Consider the following 24,911-nt stretch of genomic DNA (forward strand, 5'->3'; position numbering starts at 1 on the left):
ACTACATAGAGTTGATATAGAAACAAAGAAAGAACATAACTCATTGATTTTATTGGTAGCCCCTGCAGGAATCGAACCTGCAACTGCCCCTTAGGAGGGGGCCGTTATATCCATTTAACTAAGAGGCCACGTTGGGTGCTAAGTACCAAGTGTTTGGAAATTATAACGGCATCTGGTTTTTTATATCAAGTATCAAATTAAGTTAATTGCTTGATAAATATATATCTTCTTTATTTAATACATAAAGCGGTATAAATGTTCGGCTGCTGGCTGCAAGGCGTTTATTTTCAATATTTATTACGCGAGCGTTAATAACAACCCCATCTGCACGGTATATTAATGTACCCGATAAAACATGGCTAGCTATATTCGTACCTGCAAGTTTACGAGTGTTGCGGGTGAATGCAAAGTCGCCTTGTTCATTAACGGTAATTAAATTGGCTGTTTTAAAATCAACCGCGCTATAACCAAATTTTTGCAGCTGATGTATAAAGGTTTCTGATAACTGATTACCTAACTGGCTTGCTGTAGTTAAACTTGCGTCTAAATCAACGAACGACGTGACTGCAATCGCTGCATCTTGCGGGGCTACTTGCATGGTGTCGGTTAAATCAAGTGCCATTTGCTCTACGTAGTTAACTAAGCTTTTATGATGCTTGTTTGGGTTAAACTGCGTTGTATCGGCGTATTGTTCTTGCTCGTCATTTTGCTGCATTTGCGCCATGATCTGGTTAAAATCAAGATTGCTTACCACTGTTTGTTCTGGCTCAGATTTTACGGGTTCAGCCATGTTAGATTCACCAAGTAAATTACAGCCTGAAAGTAATAGTGATAATGCACTTATGCTAATTAAAGCTGAGCGCTTAGCTAAGTTAGCCATGATAAACCTCACTTACTCGCTTGTTTAAGCATAATGCCATCAGCACTGTTACTGCTATTTAGCGCATCAATAACTGATTGCGGAATAAAGCCCTGTGCAGAGCCTACAACCGCTTTGCTTGCTAAGCCAACAATTCGTGCATTTACTAATATGCCACCTTGGTGGTTTACTAGCGTGCCTGCTAATACGTAACTAAAGTTTTGTTCTTGGTTAAGCTCTAAGTAGTCGCGGCTAAAAACAAAATCGCCACCAGGGGTTACGCGCATATAATCGGTGGTTTTAAAATCAATGACCGGCACACCAAAATTATGCAGCTCATGCATAAAGCTCTCTGCTATTTGGTTACCCACTAAGTCAGCATTATTGTAGTCACGGTCTAAAAAAACAAAGCTTGATACCGCCAATGGTGTTTTAGTATTTACGTACTGTAAGTTTTCAGCCATGTCTTGCATGATGCCACGCACATAATGATTAATATTTTTACGGGTTGGCGTATTTACTTGTTTGTTTTTATTCATCACTGCGGCTTTATTTTGATAAAGCGAATCAGTATTTGTTGGTGCAGCTACAGGGCGTTGCTCAAAAAACATAGGCGCATCGTCGGTAATTTGCGTGTCACTATGGTTTGTCATTTGTGAACAACCAAAGCCCAGTGGCAAACATAAAGTTAATAGTAGGCGTTTCATGTGTGCTCCTAATTAATATTCACTGCGGTAAATATAGTCACCGCGCTGCTGTATTTTTTCATTACTCCACATCACATTGATGGGAATTTCAGTACTTGCGGCAGATACAATCTGATTAGTTTGCATATTTACCATGCGAGCATTAACAATATAAGCATGTTCTTGACGGGTTAAAGTGCCGGTGATCACAAAGTCAATAATCTGACGCTGCTTTAAGTTACTCGTACTGCGGCTTAACACTGAATCAGCGCTCGCTGATAAGTTAAGCTGGTTTTCAAGCCGGTATTCAACTGTGTTGTACCCTAACTGAGTAAATTGGGTTATTAAGCTTTCTTGAACTTGCTGACTAAGCCCTGCTCCCTGCCCTTGAGCAATTTGTGAATCCAAAGCATTGGCTAAATAAAAGCTGCTGACCGCGATTGAAGCGGTGCTTTTAAAAGGCTCTTTGATATGGCTAAGCTGGGCACTCAAGCTATTTACGTACTGATTGAGCGTATAGGGTGCCATGACCGCTTTAGGCGCATCAGTGCTTATACTTGGCTTTGGCTGGGGTGTTAAGCTACAGCCCGCTAAATTTAATAATAGTAAGGGTAACAAAAGGCGCATAGTTGCCATCCTCTAAAAACATAATAGTTACAAAGCAATTATTATGCCTAATACCCTAGATGCATATTTATTTTAATGGCTGTTGGGTGTAATGGCTCACAATGCAGTTGATTTGGCGCTGTTTAAGTCTATCGCAATCAGCAGCCGCATTCGCTTGATTTTGATAAGCTCCAAGCTTTAAACGGTAGTAAGTCATGCCACTCACGTAAATAGTTTCTACATTCGCCACGAATTCGCCCTGAAATAACGAAGATGCGCTGGCTTTTATTTGATTTAAACTTTGGCTAAGTCGCTCTTTGTCGGTAACAGCTGCAACTTGTAAGGCAAATAAGGCTTTAACGGCTTGTTTTTCATCAGCTGTATTCGCTGCTACTTTAGCTTTTTGTGCAACTTTTGGTGCTACCGTTTCAGCCGAAGCTTTAGCTGTTGGTACTTCAGGCGTATTTGTTGATGCAGAACCTTGTTTTGCTACCGCATTTAATTGGCTTATTAATAGCTTTAGATCTTGTTCAATCACTAATAAACGCTCAACACCTGCTTTGGCTGCTTGCCACTGCTGAGACGATGCTTTGAGCTGCGCCAACTCCTCCTCAGAAAGATTGGCACTCGCTTGCATTGGCTGAGGAGATTCTGCAGTTTTGGTGGTGCTGCATCCTGATATAAAAAGAGCAGCAATACAGGCAATTAGTATTGAGTAGCGTTTATATAAATTAGCATGTTGCATGGTTAAACCTTATTGTTATTAGTGGCTAATAAGTTGCGCTTGGACTTGGCAGTTCAAGCCTTTTACTTTTAATTCTGCACATACTTGTTCAAGTTCCCCTTGCGCAGACTCGGCATAAGCGACGGCTAAAATATACCGTTTTTGTTTTTCATCTTTAATATAAAAAGCATCACGCTTTGATTGCTCATTTAAATGACGTTTAATTAATTGATAATACGCTTTCATAATTGGCAATGATGAAAACCCACCCGCATTAGCAATATACGCTGGCGTTTGTGTTTTTTCTTTAAGCTCAAAGTCAACGCCCATTACTACTTCACCTTGCGCTGGTAATTTAACCACCACCTGTTGCGTATCTTTTAAGGATTTACGTTGCTTAAATTCATCATCTATAACCGCTTTATATTCGCCAGGACGTAAATCGGTAAACAAATAATAACCATCATAAGCAGCCTGTGTTTGCGCCACTTGCTTGCCTTGTTTGTCGAGTAATTTTACGGTAGCAAAAGGCTGTACTTCACTGCTGCCTTGCTCATCTTGTTTGTAAACAGTTCCCTCTAATTCACTACTGTTATTAAGCGGGACTTCCATATATTCAACAAAGCCGGCACGCGGTGTAATAGAAAAGCCATCATTGGCGGCAACTAAAAAAGGCTCACTAATACTACCAGAATCAATCACTATATCGGTGGTTCTATTTGCTGGCATTCCTTTAAGTATTGCTAAACCATTTTCGTTAGTTACCGCTCGGCGATAGTTTTGAACTCCTTTTACCTTAACACCTTCAATTCCCTTTTCTCCGTCATCTTGAATATTGTTATTATTTGAATCAAGAAAGACTCTAACCATTAAAGTGCCAGAGTTTGCGAGGCTTCTTTTACTTAAAAAGTACTCGTCAGTGTTCGTATCAAAACCAATACTAAAACGACTAAATAAACCTAGTCTCCAGTTATCATCATCATCGTAACTCATTGTGCTATTTAAGCTAAAACTATCGCTTTGCCAATTTAGACCCAACTCCATAGAAACTAAATCATTTATACGGGAGTTTCTCAGTGTGAATTCAGATTGCAAATTCTGAGATAAACTACGGCTTAATTCAGCTTGGTAACCCAGTATAGTTGAACCAGAGTCTGCGCTATAGTCAACACTAAAACGAGTGTATGTTTTACCAAATCGATGTTGAAGACGCATGCTGCCAAGTGTTGTTGCATCATCTAAAGAATCAAACTTTCGCCAAATTAAGTTGTTACTAATAACGGTACCGCCTAAATTATACGATAAGGTATTATCAACACTTAAATATGAGTCGCTAAACTCTCTGTTGTTATAGGCGAGCGTATTTTGATAGCTCAAGCTTCCAAACGATTTATCAAACAACTTTCCTGCCGCATATAATCGATAACTTTCAGTTTTCGCTGTTTCTGTATCACCAACTATTTTCTCATTGTTTTGAGACAGGCTTAAACGTACCGATTGACCAATTAACTCACCTCTAGCAGCTACCTCTAGCTTGTCTTCATCGTTATTATTTTTTTCATAATCTAGATTAAGTAATACTTTATCAAATATACTTAGGTTCGAACCAAAAGCATAATTGTTAACATTATCACCCGAATTACTATTTAATATTGATGTACCAGCATAAACCGATAAATAATCAGTTAACCCCGTTTCATAACGGCCTGCTAGCTGCCAACCTTTGCCCTCTGTCGAATAAAGTGATTGATTAAATAACTGCTCACCTTGCTCAGTAATTGACAACTCATAGAACGACTCATCTGCTGACAAACTATTACCATCTATAAAGTATTGCTCTGTTTTTCGCTCTACTTGCCCTTGTGGGCCATAAAAAATTAGCTCAAAATTATTAGCACCAAACAATAAATCAATATCTTCAAATAAATAACGCCCATCAGCTAAACTAAACTGCTGCGCTAGCAGTACATCATTACGGTATAACTCAACATCCCACCCTGGTTGAATAGCACCCGTTAAATTAATTTGATTACTATTAACCTGTTTAAAAAGTGGTTTGTTATCAACTTTTACTCCTCTGGCGTAACTACTATTAAATTGTTTACCGACTTGAGTTGCTAATACATCTCCAAATTGAACAGTTGTCGCATTTAAAGGACCTAATAACCGTGCATCTTTACTTTGACGGCTAAATGATAATCTTGAATCTGATAGTAAATCTTGTTTTCGCCCTGCAAAAAAATACTGAGCATTAAAATAGGCTAAGTCATTTGACCCTAATACAGAGTACCCTATCGCTGAATCCGTATTACTCTTGGTTGCACTAAGCTGCACATCAGCAAGAGGAGATGAAATTGCACTGTATGGACTGGCCTTCCACGGTAGTATTGCTTGACGTGACTCTCTATTAGTTACAGTTTCTCGCTGCTCTCTTTCGCGTTTTAATTCTATAGGTAATTTGGTAGGGGAGCTTACATATAGCTCAAGTGCTGAATATTCAATATCAATATCTAACGAAAACCACTGCGCTAGCAAGTTACTATCAACAAACATATCGCCGTTATCAGCATAAGCTTGTTGGCTGTTAAATGAATATCTAGCGCCGTTAATTTGTGCTGTGTTTGTATTTAGGTCTAGATAAAACTGATTATCTTCACGAATAAACCACCCTTGAGCAATAAGGTCATCGCTATTTATATCGATAGCAAAATCCAGGCTTTCTGAAAAACTTAATAAATCTATTAATACACCTGTTTTACTTTTCACCCCGAGCATTTCGCCCAAGTAATTTTTTTTCACGAACGATGAAAAAAATAATAACTCCCCTTCGGGGATGCCCTCACCTTGCTGCACATTAAGCTCAGGCTCTGTTCTTTCATTTACAGCTTGTTCAGTGTTGTATTGCTGCCATTTTTTATCTATTTTTTTTATGCTAGCAAGAATGGCCTGAGTGTCAGGCTCTGCTGCTAATAATGGATCAATTGATAAAAAAATGATCAACAACCACTTTAAGCGCTTAAAGTAATACATCGCCTATTTCAAATTACCGATAATTGCATTATTAATTGACGCAAACTTTTCACTAAAAATAGTATCGCGATATTCTTTAAGCCCTGTATAAATTAAGCGAATTTGACCATCTTTCGGGATATTTTGATCTGCAAAAATTGGTATCGTCGCCGTTGTTGTTTTTAGCTCAGGGTAAATACTAAAATCGTTTAACATGGCGATCTTTTTCTCTGTATCCGCTCCTTTTTGCTTAAAGAAAACTTCTAACTTGCCAAAAGAACTAAAGTCACCCTCTCGCTTAATTTCAATCTCAAGCGCCTTTTTTTCTGGGCTGTGTATAAGCTGTAAATTACTGATATTTACATTGGGTTTTTCAGCACCTTTTCGCAAAATAACGGGAATAGTGTAGCTTAAGAGTAAGTTTACCTTGATGCCTAGTCTCTGTTGCTGACTTTGAGCTTCATTAGGGAGTGCTTTAAAGGCTAGATGAGAGCGGTATTCCTGCTCTGCTAAACCTTTCGGCTTCCGAATAGCAAGCTTAACTATTTGCCTTTCTCCTGGCGCTAATCTAACTTGCGATGGGCTGATCCTAACCATATTTTTAAGTGAAGATGAACTTTCTTGATCAGCCGCTAAATTAGCATACCCTCCGCCAGCTAGTGCAACTTTGTCTTGCCACTCCAACCTATAAGTTTTGGGTTCATTAGAGTTATTAACAACAATGACTTTAGCAACACGTTGGCGCTCATCAAAATTGATTCTTGTTGGAGAAATAAGTAAGTTTGCATAAGAATGAAAGCTAATTAAAATAAAGCTTACTAAGATAAAAAAAGTTTTTATTATTGTCATTTAATCAACATCTCTAGTTGTCTAATAATTTAGCGTCACTTCAATTGTAGTATCAAAGATGCCATCTTTATAAGTATTGCCGTCACCTGAGGTACTCAATTGCCCCCCAACTCTCAATAACGCAGTCCCTGTGGTATCGGTTGTAATGGTCGCATTGTATATGAGTTGATTTAAAATCAGTGATGCACCACCAAAAATGTTATTTAAAGGTTGGTTGCTTACAAAGTCACTCACATTTACTTGAATACGTGCAGGGTATCCTTCGAGCAGCAATTCAGCTGCATGGCCTTTTTCAAGTAAATATATCTTATTGGTTAAGGTATTTGTATTACTAGGCAACAAAGTTATAGAGCTAATGCTTTGATTATCACTTATAACAATTTTACCAAAACTCAATGGCTCAAGCGGTGTTACCTGCGCGCACAAACCTGGAGTTAAGGAAGCTGCTAGTATGAATAAAATTAATTTCATAAAATAGCCTGCTTTATAATAAAGCAGGCTTTGCTCATTAATAGTTTAATTCTAATGTGAATGAGCCACTGTAAGTGCCATCAATGTAATCACTCGTAGGAGTTGTGGCATCTGTCGTTAATGTGGCACCAACATTAAATGTCGCTTCACCATTTGCGTCTACCTGAATGGTCGTTGTAGCAGCACTGTTAGGCGTCGCGCCAGTTAGCACATAATACGTTGGAGTACCCAAAGTAAATGCTGCAGTACCAGCAGGTGCTGCATCAGGTGAAATTGCAGTTTCTGTCGGATTTGTAATTGTCAGTGAACCGAAAGGAGACACGCCAGAAACAGAAAAAGAAGCTGGTGCACCTGGTACTAAAATTGCGATTTCAGCATCTGCAATCGATGTAGAAGCCGTTGTAGGTGAGGTCGCTGGATTTGCGGCTAAAACAAGAGTAGCCGTCTCAGCTGCTGCTAAATCCGCTGAGGCACGAATTGTTCCAAAATCTAGTGCAGAATCGTTAGTCAAGGTAAAAGCATTTTGAACTGTAACACCTGCTTGAAACGAAACTGATTCAGCTGCAGCGCCGAAAGAAAGTACAGCCATTGATGCAGCTAATGCTGCTTTAGTAAATATTTTGTTCATAGTTTTCCCTTAGATATAAAGTATAAACCTGTTAGTCAGGTTATGTTAAGTATCGGCCAAAATCACTAAAAAGTTAGAAAAATATTTACTTTATTTTGATTTATAATAACAGGATGCAAAAATAAGCGTAAAAAAACCTTAAACATCCTCTGAAAATGTCGCTAAGGTACACTTATTACCTATTTTGTAAAAAAACAAACACAACTGCGCCGCTTGCTGTTGATTTTTCAGCGGGCCTGCTACAACACTATAAAACGTTGTTGATTCCTTTTGTTGCTCATTAATGCGGTATTGTAAAATACTGTTTAACTGAGGGTATTGCTCTTTTAGTCGCTGTACTTGCCTTTTGGCTCCGTTAGAAACTAAATAACGTCCAATTTGTACACCGTAAATTGCTTTGTTTGTACTGATAGTGTTATCGGCTAAGGCAGTTTCTGAGGAGAGTTGTAAAGATTGCTTAGAGCCATATTCAACACGTTTTACCTTCTCTTTCAACGGCTCAGGTACGGTATCAATATCTGTTTGTGCAGAAAGAGCTTGAATCAGTAATGATAAGTCCTCTTCCATGGTGCTTAAACGCGCTATCTGCTCTTTGTTGTTATCCCATTGCTCTAAGTAAGGTTTTATATCTTTTTCACGCACAAGCTTGTCGCTTTGTGAGTCGGCGGGCATTAGCTGGTTGCTACAACCAGCTAATGCAAATGGTATTAGTAATATTATTAAACGAAGTTTCACTTTAAAGCACCTATTACAAAAAACTAGCTCTAGCTATTATGCAATAAAAGCGCCAAATAAATAATTTATAATCTAATTGGTTTGTCAGTGTAGTTACTCACAAAGCAATCAACTTTATAGAATTTAAATACCTCACAATCATCCTCAGCACTTTTAAAGTTAAAATACTCACCTAACTTTAGTCGATAATAGGTTTTGTTATTAACTTTTGCTTTTTCAATGTTTGTGGTGATTTTATCCTTAAACAAAGGCGCTGCTTTTTTGTTAATGTGCTTCCACTCTTTAGCAACACTTTCTTCTGAATCAAGCGACGCTACCTGTAAGGCAAATACTTTTTTGTTTTTATCTACCATTGCCACTTTTGTTGCCATCGATATTTTAGAGGCAACCTTTTTGTTCACCCTAGAACTAATGGCTTTCACTGGCGAGCGAACAGTTCGTTTACTGTAGCTTTTTGAAGGAGCTGTAATTATTTTTGTAGGAACACTAGCATAGCGGCTGCTATATCGCTGATTTTTTAGAACGTCCCTACCAGTCGGTTTTACATAACGGTTACTATATCTTTGTCTCGGTCGTTCAACGTTATCTGAGGTGCTTGCGTAGTTATTACCATACCTGAGGTTTGGCGAGGCATTAGTCTTAATTGATGAGCGAGCATAGCGATTGCTAATAGCCTGATTAGATTGCGCTATTGCTTTACTGTTAATAATATCTAAATTATCAACTAAATATGTAAGCTCACGTTCTAACTTTAATAGTCGCTCTATACCAGAACGTGCTTGTTGCCATTGCAAGGCTGCATCTTTTAGCTGTGCTAGCTCAAGTGCGGTGATAGTTACATATTCAGGAGAATCTTTAACTTGTTCATTTAACGTAGTTTTATCTGGCGATATAGTACAGCCACTCCCAATTAACATGAGTAACGCTATAACTAAATATCGGTGATACTTTATGCTGCATTCACACATTGATTGTTTCTCTTTCAACAGTTTAGATCGCTAAATTGAGCCAATTTACAATTGGCCTAATAAAGAACGTTAACTACAAAACAACTTTAGTTAACATAAAGATTACATTACAAACCCAGATCTGTCTGTATAACTGCAAAAATAGTTATAATTAAAGTCCTGAAAAAGCGACTTTACAATCAAAAAAAAGCGCCATATAGGCGCTTTAAATAAATAAAGAACTGATTAGATTAACGTTTTAATAAAGGTCTTAAGCTCATCAGCAAATTCATCGCGGCGTAAGGCAAATTCAATCGTCGCCTTCAAATAACCAATTTTACTACCACAATCATGGCTTCGGCCTTTGATAGCATAAGCGTCTACTTTTTCGTTTTGCATAAGCATCGCAATTGCATCTGTTAGCTGAATCTCATCACCAGCACCTTGTGGTGTTTTAGCTAATAATGGCCAAATATTTTTGCTCAACACGTAACGACCAACCACAGCAAGGTTTGAAGGTGCCTCGTCAACGGGTGGCTTTTCTACCATACTTTTAATGGGTGAGCTTTCACCTTGGTTTAACTCAACATCACCTAAATCAACAACACCAAATTTATCTACGTCATCTTTAGGAACTGGTTCAACCATAATTTGACTGTGTTTACTTTGCTCAAAGCGAGTGATCATTTCCGCTAAATTATCTTTTGTTAAATCACTTTCCACTTCATCGATAATAACGTCGGGTAAAATAACCACAAAAGGTTCATCCCCTATAATAGGAGCAGCACAGTTAATAGCGTGACCTAACCCTTTTGCCTCACCTTGACGCACATGAATAATCGTCACGTCGTTAGGGCAAATAGACTGTATTTCGGCAAGTAATTGCCGCTTTACACGTTTCTCTAACGTAGCCTCTAATTCAAAGCTAGTATCGAAATGGTTTTCAATTGAGTTTTTACTCGAATGCGTTACTAACACTATCTCTTTAATGCCAGCGGCAACGGCTTCGCTAACAACGTATTGAATTAGTGGACGGTCTACAACTGGCAGCATTTCTTTTGGAATTGCTTTAGTGGCCGGTAACATACGTGTTCCAAGGCCCGCTACAGGGATCACTGCTTTCATTATGCTCTCCTTATTTTTTAAACTGAAAATGGGTACTGAATCGCTTCATGGCATTGATAGCCAACCACCTCAAAGTCATCACGTGTTACCCATGTTTCTATATCTTCGAGTGATTTAATCTCTGGGTTGATTTTTAATTGGGGAGAAGCAAATGGCTCACGCTTTAACTGCACATCTCGCATTAAATCGAGCTGGTTTTCATAAATATGAGCATTGGTAATTTTATGATATGCCTTACCCGCTTTATGGCCGGTAATTTGGGCAACTAATGCAAGCAATACAAAACATTGAATTTGATTAAAATTAAGCCCCAGTGGAACATCACAACTGCGTTGATATGAGGTTAAATACAGGGTGTCGCCCAATAATGAAAAGGTATGTGTGTGCATACATGGGCGCAAGCAACCAAGTTCAAATTCACCAGGGTTGTAAAATGTAATAATTTCGCCCCGATCATCTATGCCATTTTTTAAATTATTAATGACCTTTGCCAGTTGATCCAGTGTTGAACCATCAGGGCGTTGCCAGCCACGTCCTTGAACGCCATAAACGCGCCCCATATCATCCTCACCTTTACGGTTAGGATTATTGAGCCAGGCACTATTTTCATTGGCGTTAGCATCCCAGGTTTTACAGCCTATACTACGAAACTGCTCAGCACTGTCATAGCCTCTTAAATAACCTAACAATTCAGCAATAGCCGCTTTGTAATAGCTCTTTCGAGTGGTGATCATAGGGAACTGATTATTCGCCACATCGTATTCTAAATCAGCGTTTATAACCGTTAAACAACGTGTACCGGTACGTTTATTTTCAACCCATTGTCCTTGGTCAACAATGCGCTGACATAATTCTAAATATTGTTTCATCTAACTTCTTCTTTTAAACTTTTGCCGCTGTTTGCGATTGTGGTTGTTTATAGGCCCAAATAAGTAAGCCTAACCCGCCAATGATCATAGGTAACGATAGAATTTGCCCCATTGAAATGAAGTCGGCAAATAACCCCAATTGCGCATCGGGTTGGCGAAAATACTCAATACCAAACCTAAATACGCCGTAACCCAGTAAGAACAAACCTGACACACTTCCCGCAGGACGAGGACGTTTAATAAACCACAATAATATGACAAACAATACCAGCCCTTCAAAAAAAGCTTCGTAAAGTTGTGATGGGTGGCGTGCAAGCGGGCCTCCAGTTGGAAATACCATTGCCCATGGAACATCGGTAGTGCGGCCCCATAATTCGCCGTTAATAAAGTTACCTATACGCCCGGCAAGTAAACCAACTGGCACTAAAGGCGCTACAAAGTCACCGACTTGCAATAAGGACTTTTTACGCTTGTAAGCAAAAATAGCAATCGCAGTGATCACCCCAAGTGTGCCGCCATGAAACGACATACCACCTTGATCGATTCTAAATAAATATAAGGGGTTTTCGATAAAATAACTAAATTGATAAAACAGAACATATCCAACACGACCACCTAATATAACGCCCAGCATGCCGTAAAAGAGTAAATCACTGACTTCGTCTTTAGTCCAACCCGACCCTGGTTTTTTAGCTTGACGATTAGCAAACCACATCGCAAACGCAAAACCAATTAAGTACATTAACCCATACCAACGAACGCTAAGTGGTCCAACAGAAAATATTATTGGATCAATTTGAGGAAACTCCAGTGCCATAAAAATAAACCTTTAGCTAAAAACCATTTTAATAGCGATGAAAACCAGTAACATCGCGAAAACTTTCTTAATTGTATTCACAGGTAAGTAATGTGTTGCCTTAGCCCCAATAGGCGCTATAAACCATGAGGTAACAACAATCCCAAATAAAGCAGGTAAATATACAAACCCCATAAAACCATGCGCTAAGTCCGTTACATGCCACCCAGCGCTGATGTAACCGATAGACCCAAAAAAGGCAATTACAATACCACATGCAGCAGCGCAACCAATTGCCTTTTTAATATCAACCGAAAAATAATGCAACATAGGCACAAGTAATGCACCGCCACCAATGCCAATTAATCCAGACAAAGCCCCCATTACCGAACTAATACTAGCTAGCACGGGGCCTGCGGGCAAAGGGTGTTCTGCGCTCACTTTATTACGAGCAGAAAGTACCATTCTCATTGCAATAAAAACTACACTGACGGCAAACACCGTTCTTAACATTTTCTCAGGGATAAAGCTGGCAGCAAAGCCACTTACCAATGCACCAATGGCCACGCCCGACATAACCCAAGGAGCAATTTTCCAAGGCACATTATCATTTTTATGATGAGCCAACGCTGAAGAGGTAGAAGTAAATAAAATAGAGGCTAAAGATGTTGCAATGGCGATAACTAACACATGATCGGCAGCGGCAACGTCAAAACTAAGTAGCAAACTACTTAGCACTGGCACAATGATTAAACCACCGCCTATGCCTAGTAACCCTGCTAAAAAACCAACAATGCAGCCTAACAGCGCACAACTTGCAACTAGAAGTCCTAGTTCATACATAGTTATCTCTAATACATTTAATTATAAGTATATTTTAATTGATTATATAAACAATTACAGTTCTATCATTTTGGTGTATAAAATAAATTACCTAGCTGATGCTCTATCATAAAACTACGAGTTAACCGCAGTACTTGTTTAGCGTTGGGCTGTGCCAAACATTCGCTCAGTAATTGTTCCATGTCGCTTACATTTAAGCGCCTTAGCACCCACTTCACTTTGTTTAGTGACGATAAGTTCATGCTTAAACGCCTATAACCCATAGCAATCAGTAATATTGCGCCCTCGGGGTCGCCACCAAGCTCCCCACATAAACTAAAGGGCAATTCATAGTGCTCACACTCGCTGGCAATATTATTTAATACACGCAACACGGCTGGATGATAGGGGTTAAATAAATCGGCTACGCGTGCATTTGCTCTGTCTACGGCTAATAAATACTGAGTTAAGTCGTTACTACCCACTGAACAAAAATCGACTTTTCTAGACCACTCTGGCAGCATAAATACACTTGAAGGTACCTCAAGCATAATACCAATATCGGGCCTTTCTATTAGTTGCTCAGGAAATGCTTCACTTAACTCATAATAAGCTTGGTTAAACAATGCCAGTGACTCTTCAACCTCATCGGTGCCACTGATCATCGGCAGCATTATTTTTAAATTACCTAAGCCAATATTCGCTTTTAGCATCGCTTTGAGTTGATCTAAAAAAAGCTCAGGATGATCTAAGCTAATTCTAATACCTCGCCATCCTAAAAACGGGTTTTCTTCGGTAATGTTAAAATAATCTAAAACTTTGTCGCCACCTATATCTAACGTTCGCATAACAACGGGGTTAGGGTAATAGCTACTTAGTACTTCTCGGTACCACTTTTCTTGTTCTTGTTGCGATGGAAACTGCCCCTTTTGCATAAACCATGCTTCGGTTCTGTAAAGGCCAACACCATCACAAATATGGGCACTATTTTGTTGGGTATTAAGCTCAAGCCCTGCATTAAGTAATAAACTAATATGCTCACCGTCTAAAGTGATTGCAGGCAGTGCTTGTTCTTCTAAAAACCGATTATTGAGTAAGTTATCTTGGTGTTGTAATTCGGTATACTCATCAATAAGCATTTGCGAAGGCGAAATATATAAACGCCCAGCAAAAGCATCTAAAATCATTTCTTTACTATCAAACTGCAATAGCGGTAAATCTTCAATACCCCAAATCGCAGGCACGCCCATAGCACGGGTTAAAATAGAGGCATGACTATTGGCTGAACCATTAATACTCACAACCCCCGCTAAACGCTCATTGGGCACCTCTGCTAACATAGCTGGCGTTAGTGTGTGCGCTATTAAAATGGTGTTTTCAGGGTAGTCTTTTATTGCGTGTTCGGTATTCACTAAGTGATGCAGCACTCGTAAGCCAATGTCTTTAACATCAACCGCACGCTCTTTAATGTAAGGGTCTTGCATTTCGTTAAACTGTGCAACTAAACGTTCAATCACAATTTTTAATGCACTTTTTGCACACCACCCTTCTTGTAATTGTGTCTCTACATTATGACCTAAACTTTTAGCATCTAGTAATTGCTGATATACATCAAATACAGCCAACGCCTCTTGCGGTATGCTGTCACTTAACGTCATCGATAAGGTGCTAAATTCTTTGCGCGTAGCAGCAACCGCTTGGGTGAATAAACGGCGCTGTTCAATGACATCATTATTCTTAGTAAGTTCTATGGACTTAAAATTAAGTTTAGGAATAACAACAAAAGCTTTACCAATACTTATACCAGGTGCGCTAGAAACCCCTTTTAATACCGATGTTTGATGAGACGACTCGTCTTGGCGTAATACTTCTTTTATTTCAGCATGGGCTAATTGCGAAGCTAACTGAGCAGAAAGCGTAATTAAAAACGACTCCTCATCTTGAGAAAATACCCGCGCCATTTTCTGTTGAACAACAATAACACCTAACACTTTTTTTTGATGAACAACAGGCACAGACAAAAAGGCGTTATAACCTTCTTCGTTAACTTCTGGGGAGAGTTTAAAACGAGGATGCGACTTGGCAAAGGCAATGTTAATTGCTTCTTCACGCTGAGCAACAAGCCCAACTAAACCCTCGGTAAAGCCAATTCTAAATTTGCCCACCGCATCAGGGTTTAACCCTTCGGTAGCCATCAGTACAAAATTATCTTGGCTGTAATCTGCAAAATAAATGGAGCAGCACTGGGTATTCATGGCATCTTTTACCATTTTCACAAAGCACACTAACGCATCGTCTAAATTCGCTTGTTGCGAAACAGACTCAGCTATCGCTCTGAGTGTTGCCAGCATACACTGCTCCTTTTTATGTAAAACTACCTTTTATTTCGCCAGTGATCTTTTTGTTGCTCTCGCTTATTAAAGGGCATAGCAAAGGGAGCAAACTCTTTCATAACACGTCGATAAACGTCCCGTTTAAACGACACAACCTGTCTAACCGGATACCAATAACTTACCCATCGCCAATCATCAAATTCCGGATGATGGGTTTTCAGTAAGTTAACATCTTCATCTTTACAGCGCAGTTTTAGTAAAAACCATTTTTGTTTTTGCCCAATACACACCGGACTTGAATCTCGGCGGATTAATCGTTTGGGTAATTTATAGCGTAACCAATGTTTTGAGCTTGCAACTATTTCTACATCTTCTGGTCGCAAACCTACTTCTTCGTGTAATTCACGGTACATAGTTTGTTCTGGTGTTTCACCATCATCAACACCACCTTGGGGAAATTGCCAAGAATGTTGACCATAGCGTCTGGCCCAAAACACTTGCCCCTGATTATTGCAAATTACAATTCCGACATTGGCACGAAAACCTTCGGCATCAATCACCTTAGTGCCTCATTTGTAAGTCGATTTTTTATGATTGTTCCACATTAGCTGCAATACGGCAAATACTATTACGTGCAAGCCTCGTTAACACCTTCGCTTAAGGCAAATTAATGGCGAAATCCATTGCATGTGAATAACAAACAACACTGCCATACGTAAATACATAAAAACCACACTGTTTGTGCTGGTTACTCACAGCTTGTGCATAACTTTTGTAAAACACGCTCATTTAGCAAACAAATCCACAATACAAGATCAAAAAAGTGATGTTCTCCACAGAATCTGTGGATAAACATGTTTATACATCTGTATTTATCCTTACAACAATTATAGACCTTAATTAAAACTGAACACCAAAAACAAAAAAAACAATGTAGTTCAGTTACTTAGTTAATTTTAGCGTTTTAAAGCAGTGCATAAAATTGCACCAACCACGGCACGTATAAAAATCAACCAACCGCTAAAGATATCCACTATCAAGCTAATTTGCTATCATGGCGTTGGTATTTATTCAACTAAATTAACAATATGCAACCTTTAAAACCTCATTCAATTAATCAACTAATGCAACGTGTCAATAATATTGCAGGGCTCACACTTGGACAACTAGCACAGCAGTACCACTTTAAAACGCCAGATGATTTATTGCGTGAAAAAGGCTGGACAGGTCAACTGATTGAGTATGTATTAGGCGCAACCGCTGGTTCAAAACCGCTCCCCGACTTTGAAGATTTAGGCATAGAGCTTAAAACATTGCCTATTTCATATAAAGGTAAACCGCTAGAAACCACCTTTGTGTCGGTCACCCCGCTAATGAATGTAACTGGCATGACGTGGCACACAAGTAGCGTACGTAAAAAGTTGAATCATGTTTTATGGTTACCTATTTTAAGTGAGCGCGATATCGCTCCTTTTGATAGAACCATAGGCAGTGGCTTTTTGTGGCAACCTTCCCCCGCGCAAGATGCACAATTGCAGCGAGACTGGGAAGAACAAATAGAGCTTATAGCTCTTGGTAGAATTGATGAAATCTCAGGTCATTTAGGGGATGTAATGCAAATACGACCAAAAGCAGCCAATAGCCATATTGTTACCGATGCAATAGGCCCAAACGGACAAATTATAAAAACTCTGCCACGTGGCTTTTACTTAAAAACCAGTTTTACGGGTGATATTTTAAAAAAGCAATTTCAGCTTTAATTGATGAAAAGTAACTAACGATAGGCTTGTTTAACCTAGATATTCGCACTGCTTGCTTAACGCCCGTAGCTCGATGCTCGTAGCCCGTTTCTTTGTCCCTTTTTTGCTATTTTTTACAAAAAATCCCCGCATAAGCGAGGATTTTTATAATCTTAAATATCAGATTCTGATTAGAGAATTACTGACCTTTAACTTCTTTTAAACCATTGTACGGTGCTTTAGCGCCTAATTGCTCTTCAATACGTAGCAATTGGTTGTACTTAGCAACACGATCTGAACGGCTTAATGAACCCGTTTTAATTTGACCTGCAGCAGTACCTACCGCTAAATCAGCAATAGTTGCATCTTCAGTTTCACCAGAGCGGTGAGAAATAACCACTGTAAAACCTGCATCTTTTGCCATTTTGATTGCTGCTAACGTCTCTGTTAGTGAACCAATTTGGTTAAATTTAATTAAGATTGAATTGGCAATACCGTTATCAATACCGCGTTTTAAAATCTTAGTATTGGTTACAAATAAGTCATCACCCACTAATTGAACTTTATTGCCCATTAGTTTGGTTTGGTGTGCAAAGCCATCCCAATCAGACTCATCTAAACCATCTTCAATTGATACAATTGGGTATTGCTCAGTTAAATCTTTTAAGAAGTGGTTAAACTCTTCAGATGTAAATTGCTTACCTTCACCTTTAAGGTCATAGATATTTGCTTCTTTGTTATAAAACTCAGAGGCCGCACAATCAAGTGCAAGGGTAATATCTTTACCAAGCTCATAACCGGCATTTGCAACAGCCACTTTAATAGCTGCAAGCGCAGCTTCGTTTGATGCAAGGTTTGGTGCAAAACCACCTTCGTCACCAACAGCTGTTGAATGTCCATCTGCTTTAAGTACTTTAGCTAGACTATGGAATACTTCAGCCCCCATACGTAATGCTTCACGGAAGTTAGTAGCACCTACTGGCTGAACCATAAATTCTTGAATATCTACTGAGTTATCAGCGTGCTCACCACCGTTGATGATGTTCATCATTGGTAGTGGCATAGAGTAAACACCTGGCGTGCCATTTAAGTCAGCAATGTGCTCGTATAGCTCTACTTTTTTAGATTGTGCAGCCGCTTTTGCGTTAGCAAGTGAAACCGCTAAAATAGCATTAGCACCTAGTTTTTCTTTGTTTTCAGTACCATCTAAATCAAGCATTACTTGGTCTACATCACTTTGAGCAAGTGCGTTTTGACCTTTTAGCGCTTCTGCAATTTCATTATTAATGAAGCCAACCGCTTTTAATACGCCTTTACCTAAGTAACGCGCTTTATCACCATCACGTAATTCTAATGCTTCGCGAGTTCCTGTAGATGCACCTGAAGGTGCAGCAGCACGGCCCCATGAACCATCAGCTAAATATACCTCAGCTTCAACAGTTGGGTTACCACGCGAGTCCATAATTTCACGACCGATTACTTTTACGATTTCTGACATCTTGATTCCTCTATATTCCCAAAATGGTGAGTGCGGCTAACCTGAGTTTGGCTAGCCTTAGAAACAAAAAAGGCCGCGCATCATGCACAGCCTTTTTATATTACGAAGACGCTTTTTGATAGGTATGAGCCGCAGCTACAAACCCTTCAAATAGCGGGTGACCATCACGTGGTGTTGAAGTGAATTCCGGGTGGAATTGCGCTGCAATAAACCAAGGGTGATCTTTATTCTCAATAATCTCTACTAGTTTTTTATCTTCAGATAAACCTGTAAAGCTTAAACCAGCTTGCTCAAGTTGTGCTACAAAGTTGTTGTTAACTTCATAACGGTGACGATGGCGTTCAACAATTTCGTCGCTACCATACACATCATGTACTTTAGAGCCTGGTGTTAAATGACATTTTTGTGCGCCTAAACGCATAGTGCCACCTAAATCAGATTTTTCGTCACGTAATTCAACATTACCTTCAGCATCTAACCACTCAGTGATTAAACCAACCACTGGCGAGTCTGAGTTTGCGTTAAATTCAGTTGAGTTTGCATCAACTAAACCGGCAACATTTCGTGCGTATTCAATAAGTGCAACCTGCATACCTAAACAAATACCTAAGTAAGGTACTTTGTTTTCACGAGCATATTTAGCCGCTAAAATCTTACCTTCAACACCACGACCACCAAAACCACCTGGCACTAAAATAGCATCTAAGCGAGAAAGAACATCCGTTCCTTTGGTTTCTAAGTCTTGTGAATCAACGTATTGGATATTAATAGTTAAACGATTCTTCAGTCCCGCATGCTTTAATGCTTCGTTTACTGATTTGTATGCATCTGGTAATTCAATGTATTTACCTACCATACCAATTGTCACTTCACCCGTTGGGTTAGACTCTTGATACAATACTTGTTCCCACTCAGCTAAATCGGCTTCAGGCGCGTCTAAATGAAAACGACGACATACAAAGTTATCTAACTCTTGCGATTTTAATAACGCAGGGATTTTATAAATACTGTCTACATCAGGCAGTGAAATAACTGCTTTTTCTTCAACGTTTGTGAACAATGCAATTTTTGCACGCTCGTTATTTGGCAGCTTACGGTCTGAGCGACAAATAAGAATATCTGGTTGAATACCTACCGAGCGTAACTCTTTAACTGAGTGCTGAGTTGGTTTTGTTTTCACTTCACCGGCAGGGCCTAAGAATGGCACTAAGGTTAAGTGAATAAAAAGTGCGCGTTCACGACCAATTTCTGTACCCATTTGACGAATTGCTTCGATAAATGGTTGTGATTCAATATCGCCTACCGTACCACCAATTTCAACGATTGCTATATCATGGCCTTCTGCGCCATCATAAACACGTTGCTTAATGTCATTGGTAATATGAGGAATAACCTGAATAGTTGCGCCAAGATATTCACCACGTCTTTCACGACGTAGTACATCTTCATATACGCGCCCCTGCGTAAAGTTATTACGGCTGGTCATTTTGGTGCGAATAAAACGTTCGTAGTGACCTAAATCAAGGTCCGTTTCTGCGCCGTCTTCGGTAACGTATACTTCACCGTGTTGAATTGGGCTCATTGTGCCTGGGTCAACGTTGATGTAAGGATCCAGCTTTAGAATGGTAACATCTAAGCCACGGGCTTCTAAAATAGCGGCCAATGATGCTGCTGCAATACCTTTACCCAACGAAGAAACAACTCCGCCAGTAACGAAGATAAATTTTGTACTCATGCGAACCCTAGAATATCAGGAATTAAAAGGAATATAATACCCAAACAAGTGATTTTGGAATATAAACAAGACGGGGCGAAATTGTACCAAAACATAGCTAAGCAATCCAGCTATAAATAGCAAATCTGTGCACAAAAAACAGACATTTTTTATGTCCCTATTTATTTAATTTTTTTATTGCATCCCATGCCGCATCCATTTCCTCTAAAGACGCTGACTCAATACATTTACCCTGGGCAATTAAGTAATTTTGCACCTTTTCAAATCGTGCAGAAAACTTATCGTTGGCACTACGAAGCAATTGCTCTGGATCACGTTTAACATGGCGCGCTACATTCACGGTAGCAAACAACAAATCACCTAGTTCTTCTGCTGTATGCGCTGAGTACGGGTTATGAGCTAAGGCTTCTTTGACTTCCTCAACTTCCTCACTCACTTTATCTATAGCTCCATGATAAGTCGGCCAGTCAAAGCCTAAAGCGGCTACACGTTGTTGAATTTTTTTAGCTTTTGTTAAGCTAGGTAAACTGTTTGGTATATCTTGCCAAAGTGTTGAGCTTTCATCTTGGGGTCTAGTAGCACGCTCTTGTGCTTTTATTGCTTGCCATTGCGCGGCTAATTCGGCATCAGTTGTGGGGGTGTCTTGCGATGAAAATACATGTGGATGACGACGTATCAGCTTCTCATTTAATTGAGCCACTACATCATTAAAATCAAATAATTGTTGCTCTTGCGCTAGTTGCGCATAAAACACGATTTGAAATAACAGATCACCTAGTTCACCTTTAAGTTCACTTAAATCGTCGCGCTCAATACAGTCAGCCACTTCATAGGCTTCTTCAAGAGTGTGAGGTACGATTGACGCAAACGTTTGCTTGAGATCCCAAGGGCATCCGCCCTCAGGGTTTCTCAGTGTTTGCATTATTTCCAGCAGTTGGCTTAAAGCCTCATTGTTAGCCTGATTACTGCCCTCGTTTTGCACTGTGTACCCCTTCGATCTGATGTAGCTTAGACAGCACTTTGTTTGTGCCTTGTAAGTCATGCACTTCAATTTGCATCACAAAAATAGCAGTTTGAGTGCTATCAACCGTGTTTACGTTCATATTGAGCACATTAACTTTTTCATTGGCAAGTGCAGAACTGATGTCACGAATTAAGCCAGAACGATCACTGGCTTCAATACGAATAGTTAAGGCGTAAGAGCTACTAATATCGTCTGACCAACTCACTGAAATAACACGCTCGGGGTGCTTGTTTTTTAAATTACTAAACGAATCACAATCCTCTCGGTGCACCGCAATACCGCGCCCTTGAGTAATATACCCAATAATTTCATCCCCAGGTACTGGGCGACAACAACGAGCAACATGGCTCATTAAACTACCGACCCCATCCACCACAATACCGTTTTTGTCACCAGTCACTTTACTAGGCGATTTGAAACGAATTACCGGCTCATGCTCTGTTCTGTCGGTAATAAAGTTAAGCATTTGGTTAAGACGAATATCGCCTGCGCCAATGGCGACCATTAAGTCATCAAGTTCTCTAAAATTAAAACGCTTTATAGCAGGGTCTAAATCTTTATAAGTTAGCTCTAATTTTTGTAATTCGTTATCAAGGATTTCTTTACCCGCACTTAAATTTTTATCGCGGTCGAGCTGTTTAAACCAATGGTGGATTTTGGCCCTTGCGCGAGACGATTTAATATATCCCAGCGACGGGTTTAACCAATCACGGCTTGGGTTTGGCTGCTTTTGGGTTAGTATTTCAACTTGATCACCAGTGCTTAACTGATGAGTAAATGGCACTATTTTGCCAAATATTTTTGCGCCAATACATCGATGCCCTACATTGGAGTGAATGTAGTAAGCAAAATCAAGAGGCGTTGCCCCCAGTGGCAAGTCAAAAATGTCTCCACGAGGAGTAAATACATACACACGATCTTCTACAACTTGGTTTTTAAGCTCTTGTGCTAAGTCGCTGCCATCAACCACTTCTTCTTGCCATTGCAGTAATTTACGCAACCAGCTAATTTTTTGCTCATAGCCTGAACCACGCCCTGGTAATGCGCCTTCTTTGTACATCCAATGCGCGGCGACACCCAGCTCTGCATCTTGATGCATGTCGTGCGTTCGTATTTGAATTTCAACGGTTTTACCCTCAGGACCAAACACAACCGTATGAATAGATTGATAGCCATTTTGTTTTGGGGTCGCAACGTAATCGTCAAACTCTTTATTTAAATGACGCCAATTAGTGTGCACTATACCTAGGGCGCCGTAGCAATCTTGTAATCGTTCAACCACAATTCGCATGGCGCGTATATCAAATAGCTGATCAAACTCGTAGTTCTTTTTCGCCATTTTTTTATAAATGCTGTAGATATGTTTTGGCCTGCCGTACACCTCAGCTTTAATACCCGCTTCATGGAGGCGTTGTTTGACCTGTTCAACCATATCAACCATATATGCTTCACGGGCAAGGCGCTTATCATCAAGTTGCTTAGCAATGTTTTTATAAATATCGGGGTGCAAATAACGAAAAGCTAAATCCTCAAGCTCCCATTTTAATTGACCAATACCAAGACGATTGGCAAGCGGTGCAAATATATCAGCGGTCTCTTTGGCGGCAACTACTCGCTCTTCTTCTGCGGCATCTTTGACATTGCGTAAATGGCAAACCTGTTCGGCTAATTTAATCACCACAGCGCGCACATCTTCCACCATAGCAAGCAGCATCCGGCGAATATTATCGACTTGCACAGTGCCGTTGCCTTGATGAGCTAAGGTACTTATGGTAGCCATTTGTGACACACCTGTAAGCAGCACTGCAACATGATTGCCTAAATGCTCTTCTACCGCATCAATGCTCACTACATCATTTAAATAATAAGGGGTTAAATAGGCTGTGGCTAAAGAGTCAGCATCTAAATTTAACTCAACTAAAATCTCCACCATTTCTATAGCGGTATTTTGTCGCTCGCTGTTATCGCACGTTTGGCAAAGCTGCTGCGCTTTGTTGAGTAAGCTGATTTTTTCTTGAGACAAATCAAGAGATTCTACGCGTGAAAAAAAGTCACCCGCTTTATCATGTTGATGAGATTGACGTGTCGCTACCATAATGCGCTTTACCTCCGTTGAAATAACGCCATAGTTTCGATATGCCCCGTGTGAGGAAACATATTCATTAGCCCTATCTTGTTCAGCTCAAAGCCGGCTTGCGAAATAATAGCGCTGTCACGGGCTAAAGTAACAGGGTCGCAAGAAACGTATAAAATCGCTTTAAACTGCGTTAATGGAAGCTGTTCTAAAACTGCCATCGCACCAGTGCGTGAGGGGTCGAGTACTAAAACATCTAATTCTTTATTAAACCACGGCGCTTTTTTAATACTCGTGGTTAAATCAAAACAATGAAACTGGGTATTAGTAATAGAGTTAGTGTGCGCATTTTGCGTTGCTAATGCAACCGCCGAAGTTACGCCCTCAATTCCTGTTACAGTTTTAGCTTGTTTGGCTAACACTAAAGAGAAGTTACCAATACCACAAAATAAATCCAGAACATTTTCATCGCCTTGAAGTGCTAACCAGTTTGCAGCTTGGATCAGCATCGCTTGATTTACACTCGCGTTAACCTGAATAAAGTTACTGAGCCCAAACTCAAACGTTATATTTAACTGTTCAAGTTTATAAAATGGCATAGCTAAATGTGAATGATCAATAGTATCACTGTCACTTTGCCACACTAACTGCCAATTATGAGCTGCCACACTTTGCTCAACAAACGCCTTATCATGAGGTGAAATCGCTTTGGTATGGCGGATAACAATAAAAGATTGTTCATCAGCGGCACATAATTGTAAATGACTAATACTGTGTAGCGTCTTGTTTTGATTAATGACTTTATCAAATACATTAAATACATCGGCAAATACATCACTTAAAACTGGGCACTGATTAATGCTAACAATGCTTTTAGAGCCACGTGCTCTGTAGCCTACCCGCATTTTTTTTGCAGCCTTGTCGAACATAACAGCAATTCGAGCACTGCGTCGATAATGAGTTGCTTGGCTTTGCAGCGGGGCTTGCCAGTTTAAATCGGTTAATTTTGCAAACTTGGCAAATAATTGATTCACCGCAGCTTGCTTTTCAATTACCTGTTGTGTGGTATCTAAATGCTGTAGCTGGCAACCACCACACTGACTGTAATGCTCACAAATAGGCGCTGTGCGATATTCACTGGTTTTAATTATTTTAAGCGTATCAGCTTGGCTGTAACGTGCTTTATCATCAACCAACTTGGCTTTTACTCGCTCACCAGGTAATGCTCCACTAACAAAACACACTTTATTATTGTACTTAGCAATACCACGGCCATGGTGATCCATTGCTGTAATATCGAGTTCTAGCGATTGCTGTTGTAGTGGTTTTTTCTTTGCTTTAAATATTTGTGCCATGAGGCATTACCTTAAAGGTTGATGAAT

Annotated in this window: 22 protein-coding genes and 1 tRNA gene; 1 reads left to right on the forward strand and 22 read right to left on the reverse strand. The window is 39.7% G+C overall.

Annotation, left to right across the window (positions count from 1 at the left end; translation table 11 throughout):
* Positions 1 to 53: 53 nt before the first annotated feature.
* The 17 genes from MTF66_RS24470 to rppH form a co-directional block, all read right to left on the reverse strand.
* Positions 54 to 128: transfer RNA gene (locus MTF66_RS24470), tRNA-Arg, on the reverse strand.
* 74 nt (positions 129 to 202) lie between these two features.
* Positions 203 to 880 (reverse strand): FlgO family outer membrane protein, encoded by a 678-nt coding sequence (locus MTF66_RS24475; protein WP_138622559.1) that lies wholly within the window; start codon positions 878 to 880, stop codon positions 203 to 205.
* 8 nt (positions 881 to 888) lie between these two features.
* The gene (locus MTF66_RS24480) at positions 889 to 1,566 is read right to left on the reverse strand and encodes a FlgO family outer membrane protein (protein ID WP_008466541.1); all 678 of its coding nucleotides are present in this window, start codon (positions 1,564 to 1,566) and stop codon (positions 889 to 891) included.
* A gap of 12 nt (positions 1,567 to 1,578) precedes the next feature.
* Entirely contained in the window at positions 1,579 to 2,172 is a 594-nt protein-coding gene (locus MTF66_RS24485; protein ID WP_054201743.1) for a FlgO family outer membrane protein, read from the reverse strand.
* Between the two features lie 67 nt (positions 2,173 to 2,239).
* On the reverse strand, positions 2,240 to 2,896 hold the full coding sequence (locus tag MTF66_RS24490) for an SPOR domain-containing protein (RefSeq protein WP_138622561.1): 657 nt from the start codon (positions 2,894 to 2,896) through the stop codon (positions 2,240 to 2,242).
* Positions 2,897 to 2,914: 18 nt separating this feature from the next.
* Positions 2,915 to 5,875: an MSCRAMM family adhesin SdrC gene (locus tag MTF66_RS24495; RefSeq protein WP_248528970.1), complete on the reverse strand. Its 2,961-nt coding sequence runs from the start codon at positions 5,873 to 5,875 to the stop codon at positions 2,915 to 2,917.
* A gap of 33 nt (positions 5,876 to 5,908) precedes the next feature.
* Positions 5,909 to 6,733, reverse strand: a complete 825-nt coding sequence (locus MTF66_RS24500; RefSeq protein ID WP_138622565.1) for a molecular chaperone — start codon at positions 6,731 to 6,733, stop codon at positions 5,909 to 5,911.
* 21 nt (positions 6,734 to 6,754) lie between these two features.
* Positions 6,755 to 7,204: a DUF4402 domain-containing protein gene (locus MTF66_RS24505; RefSeq protein WP_010387823.1), complete on the reverse strand. Its 450-nt coding sequence runs from the start codon at positions 7,202 to 7,204 to the stop codon at positions 6,755 to 6,757.
* 37 nt (positions 7,205 to 7,241) lie between these two features.
* Positions 7,242 to 7,832: a DUF4402 domain-containing protein gene (locus MTF66_RS24510; protein WP_010387820.1), complete on the reverse strand. Its 591-nt coding sequence runs from the start codon at positions 7,830 to 7,832 to the stop codon at positions 7,242 to 7,244.
* 138 nt (positions 7,833 to 7,970) lie between these two features.
* Complete coding sequence (locus tag MTF66_RS24515) at positions 7,971 to 8,567, reverse strand: SPOR domain-containing protein (protein WP_054201749.1); 597 nt, start codon at positions 8,565 to 8,567, stop codon at positions 7,971 to 7,973.
* A 65-nt stretch (positions 8,568 to 8,632) separates the two neighbouring features.
* Positions 8,633 to 9,484 (reverse strand): SPOR domain-containing protein, encoded by an 852-nt coding sequence (locus MTF66_RS24520; protein ID WP_138622567.1) that lies wholly within the window; start codon positions 9,482 to 9,484, stop codon positions 8,633 to 8,635.
* Positions 9,485 to 9,760: 276 nt separating this feature from the next.
* Positions 9,761 to 10,639, reverse strand: coding sequence for a UTP--glucose-1-phosphate uridylyltransferase GalU (gene galU, locus MTF66_RS24525; protein ID WP_010387817.1), 879 nt, complete (start codon positions 10,637 to 10,639; stop codon positions 9,761 to 9,763).
* A 17-nt stretch (positions 10,640 to 10,656) separates the two neighbouring features.
* Positions 10,657 to 11,508, reverse strand: coding sequence for a thymidylate synthase (locus tag MTF66_RS24530; protein ID WP_010387816.1), 852 nt, complete (start codon positions 11,506 to 11,508; stop codon positions 10,657 to 10,659).
* 13 nt (positions 11,509 to 11,521) lie between these two features.
* Positions 11,522 to 12,325, reverse strand: a complete 804-nt coding sequence (gene lgt, locus MTF66_RS24535) for a prolipoprotein diacylglyceryl transferase (RefSeq protein WP_055013228.1) — start codon at positions 12,323 to 12,325, stop codon at positions 11,522 to 11,524.
* A 12-nt stretch (positions 12,326 to 12,337) separates the two neighbouring features.
* The gene (locus tag MTF66_RS24540) at positions 12,338 to 13,147 is read right to left on the reverse strand and encodes a sulfite exporter TauE/SafE family protein (RefSeq protein ID WP_054201752.1); all 810 of its coding nucleotides are present in this window, start codon (positions 13,145 to 13,147) and stop codon (positions 12,338 to 12,340) included.
* Between the two features lie 65 nt (positions 13,148 to 13,212).
* Entirely contained in the window at positions 13,213 to 15,477 is a 2,265-nt protein-coding gene (gene ptsP, locus MTF66_RS24545) for a phosphoenolpyruvate--protein phosphotransferase (protein WP_109874245.1), read from the reverse strand.
* A gap of 23 nt (positions 15,478 to 15,500) precedes the next feature.
* Positions 15,501 to 16,019, reverse strand: coding sequence for an RNA pyrophosphohydrolase (rppH, locus tag MTF66_RS24550; RefSeq protein ID WP_008111786.1), 519 nt, complete (start codon positions 16,017 to 16,019; stop codon positions 15,501 to 15,503).
* 528 nt (positions 16,020 to 16,547) lie between these two features.
* Between rppH and mutH the strand changes: the two genes are divergently transcribed.
* The gene (gene mutH, locus MTF66_RS24555) at positions 16,548 to 17,219 is read left to right on the forward strand and encodes a DNA mismatch repair endonuclease MutH (RefSeq protein WP_193049031.1); all 672 of its coding nucleotides are present in this window, start codon (positions 16,548 to 16,550) and stop codon (positions 17,217 to 17,219) included.
* Between the two features lie 178 nt (positions 17,220 to 17,397).
* Here mutH and eno read toward each other — a convergent pair whose 3' ends face one another.
* From eno to rlmD, 5 genes are all read right to left on the reverse strand, one after another.
* Complete coding sequence (gene eno / locus MTF66_RS24560; RefSeq protein WP_248528972.1) at positions 17,398 to 18,696, reverse strand: phosphopyruvate hydratase; 1,299 nt, start codon at positions 18,694 to 18,696, stop codon at positions 17,398 to 17,400.
* A 100-nt stretch (positions 18,697 to 18,796) separates the two neighbouring features.
* A complete protein-coding gene (locus tag MTF66_RS24565; protein WP_008111779.1) occupies positions 18,797 to 20,431 on the reverse strand; it encodes a CTP synthase in 1,635 nt (544 codons plus the stop codon).
* A 157-nt stretch (positions 20,432 to 20,588) separates the two neighbouring features.
* A complete protein-coding gene (mazG, locus tag MTF66_RS24570) occupies positions 20,589 to 21,413 on the reverse strand; it encodes a nucleoside triphosphate pyrophosphohydrolase (protein ID WP_248528974.1) in 825 nt (274 codons plus the stop codon).
* Positions 21,394 to 23,550, reverse strand: coding sequence for a GTP diphosphokinase (gene relA, locus MTF66_RS24575; RefSeq protein WP_010387807.1), 2,157 nt, complete (start codon positions 23,548 to 23,550; stop codon positions 21,394 to 21,396). Before relA ends, mazG begins: the two co-directional genes overlap by 20 nt.
* Before the next feature lie 8 nt (positions 23,551 to 23,558).
* Positions 23,559 to 24,884: a 23S rRNA (uracil(1939)-C(5))-methyltransferase RlmD gene (gene rlmD, locus MTF66_RS24580; RefSeq protein ID WP_248528976.1), complete on the reverse strand. Its 1,326-nt coding sequence runs from the start codon at positions 24,882 to 24,884 to the stop codon at positions 23,559 to 23,561.
* Positions 24,885 to 24,911: the final 27 nt, after the last annotated feature.

It is taken from the genome of Pseudoalteromonas sp. 2CM39R, assembly GCF_023161845.1.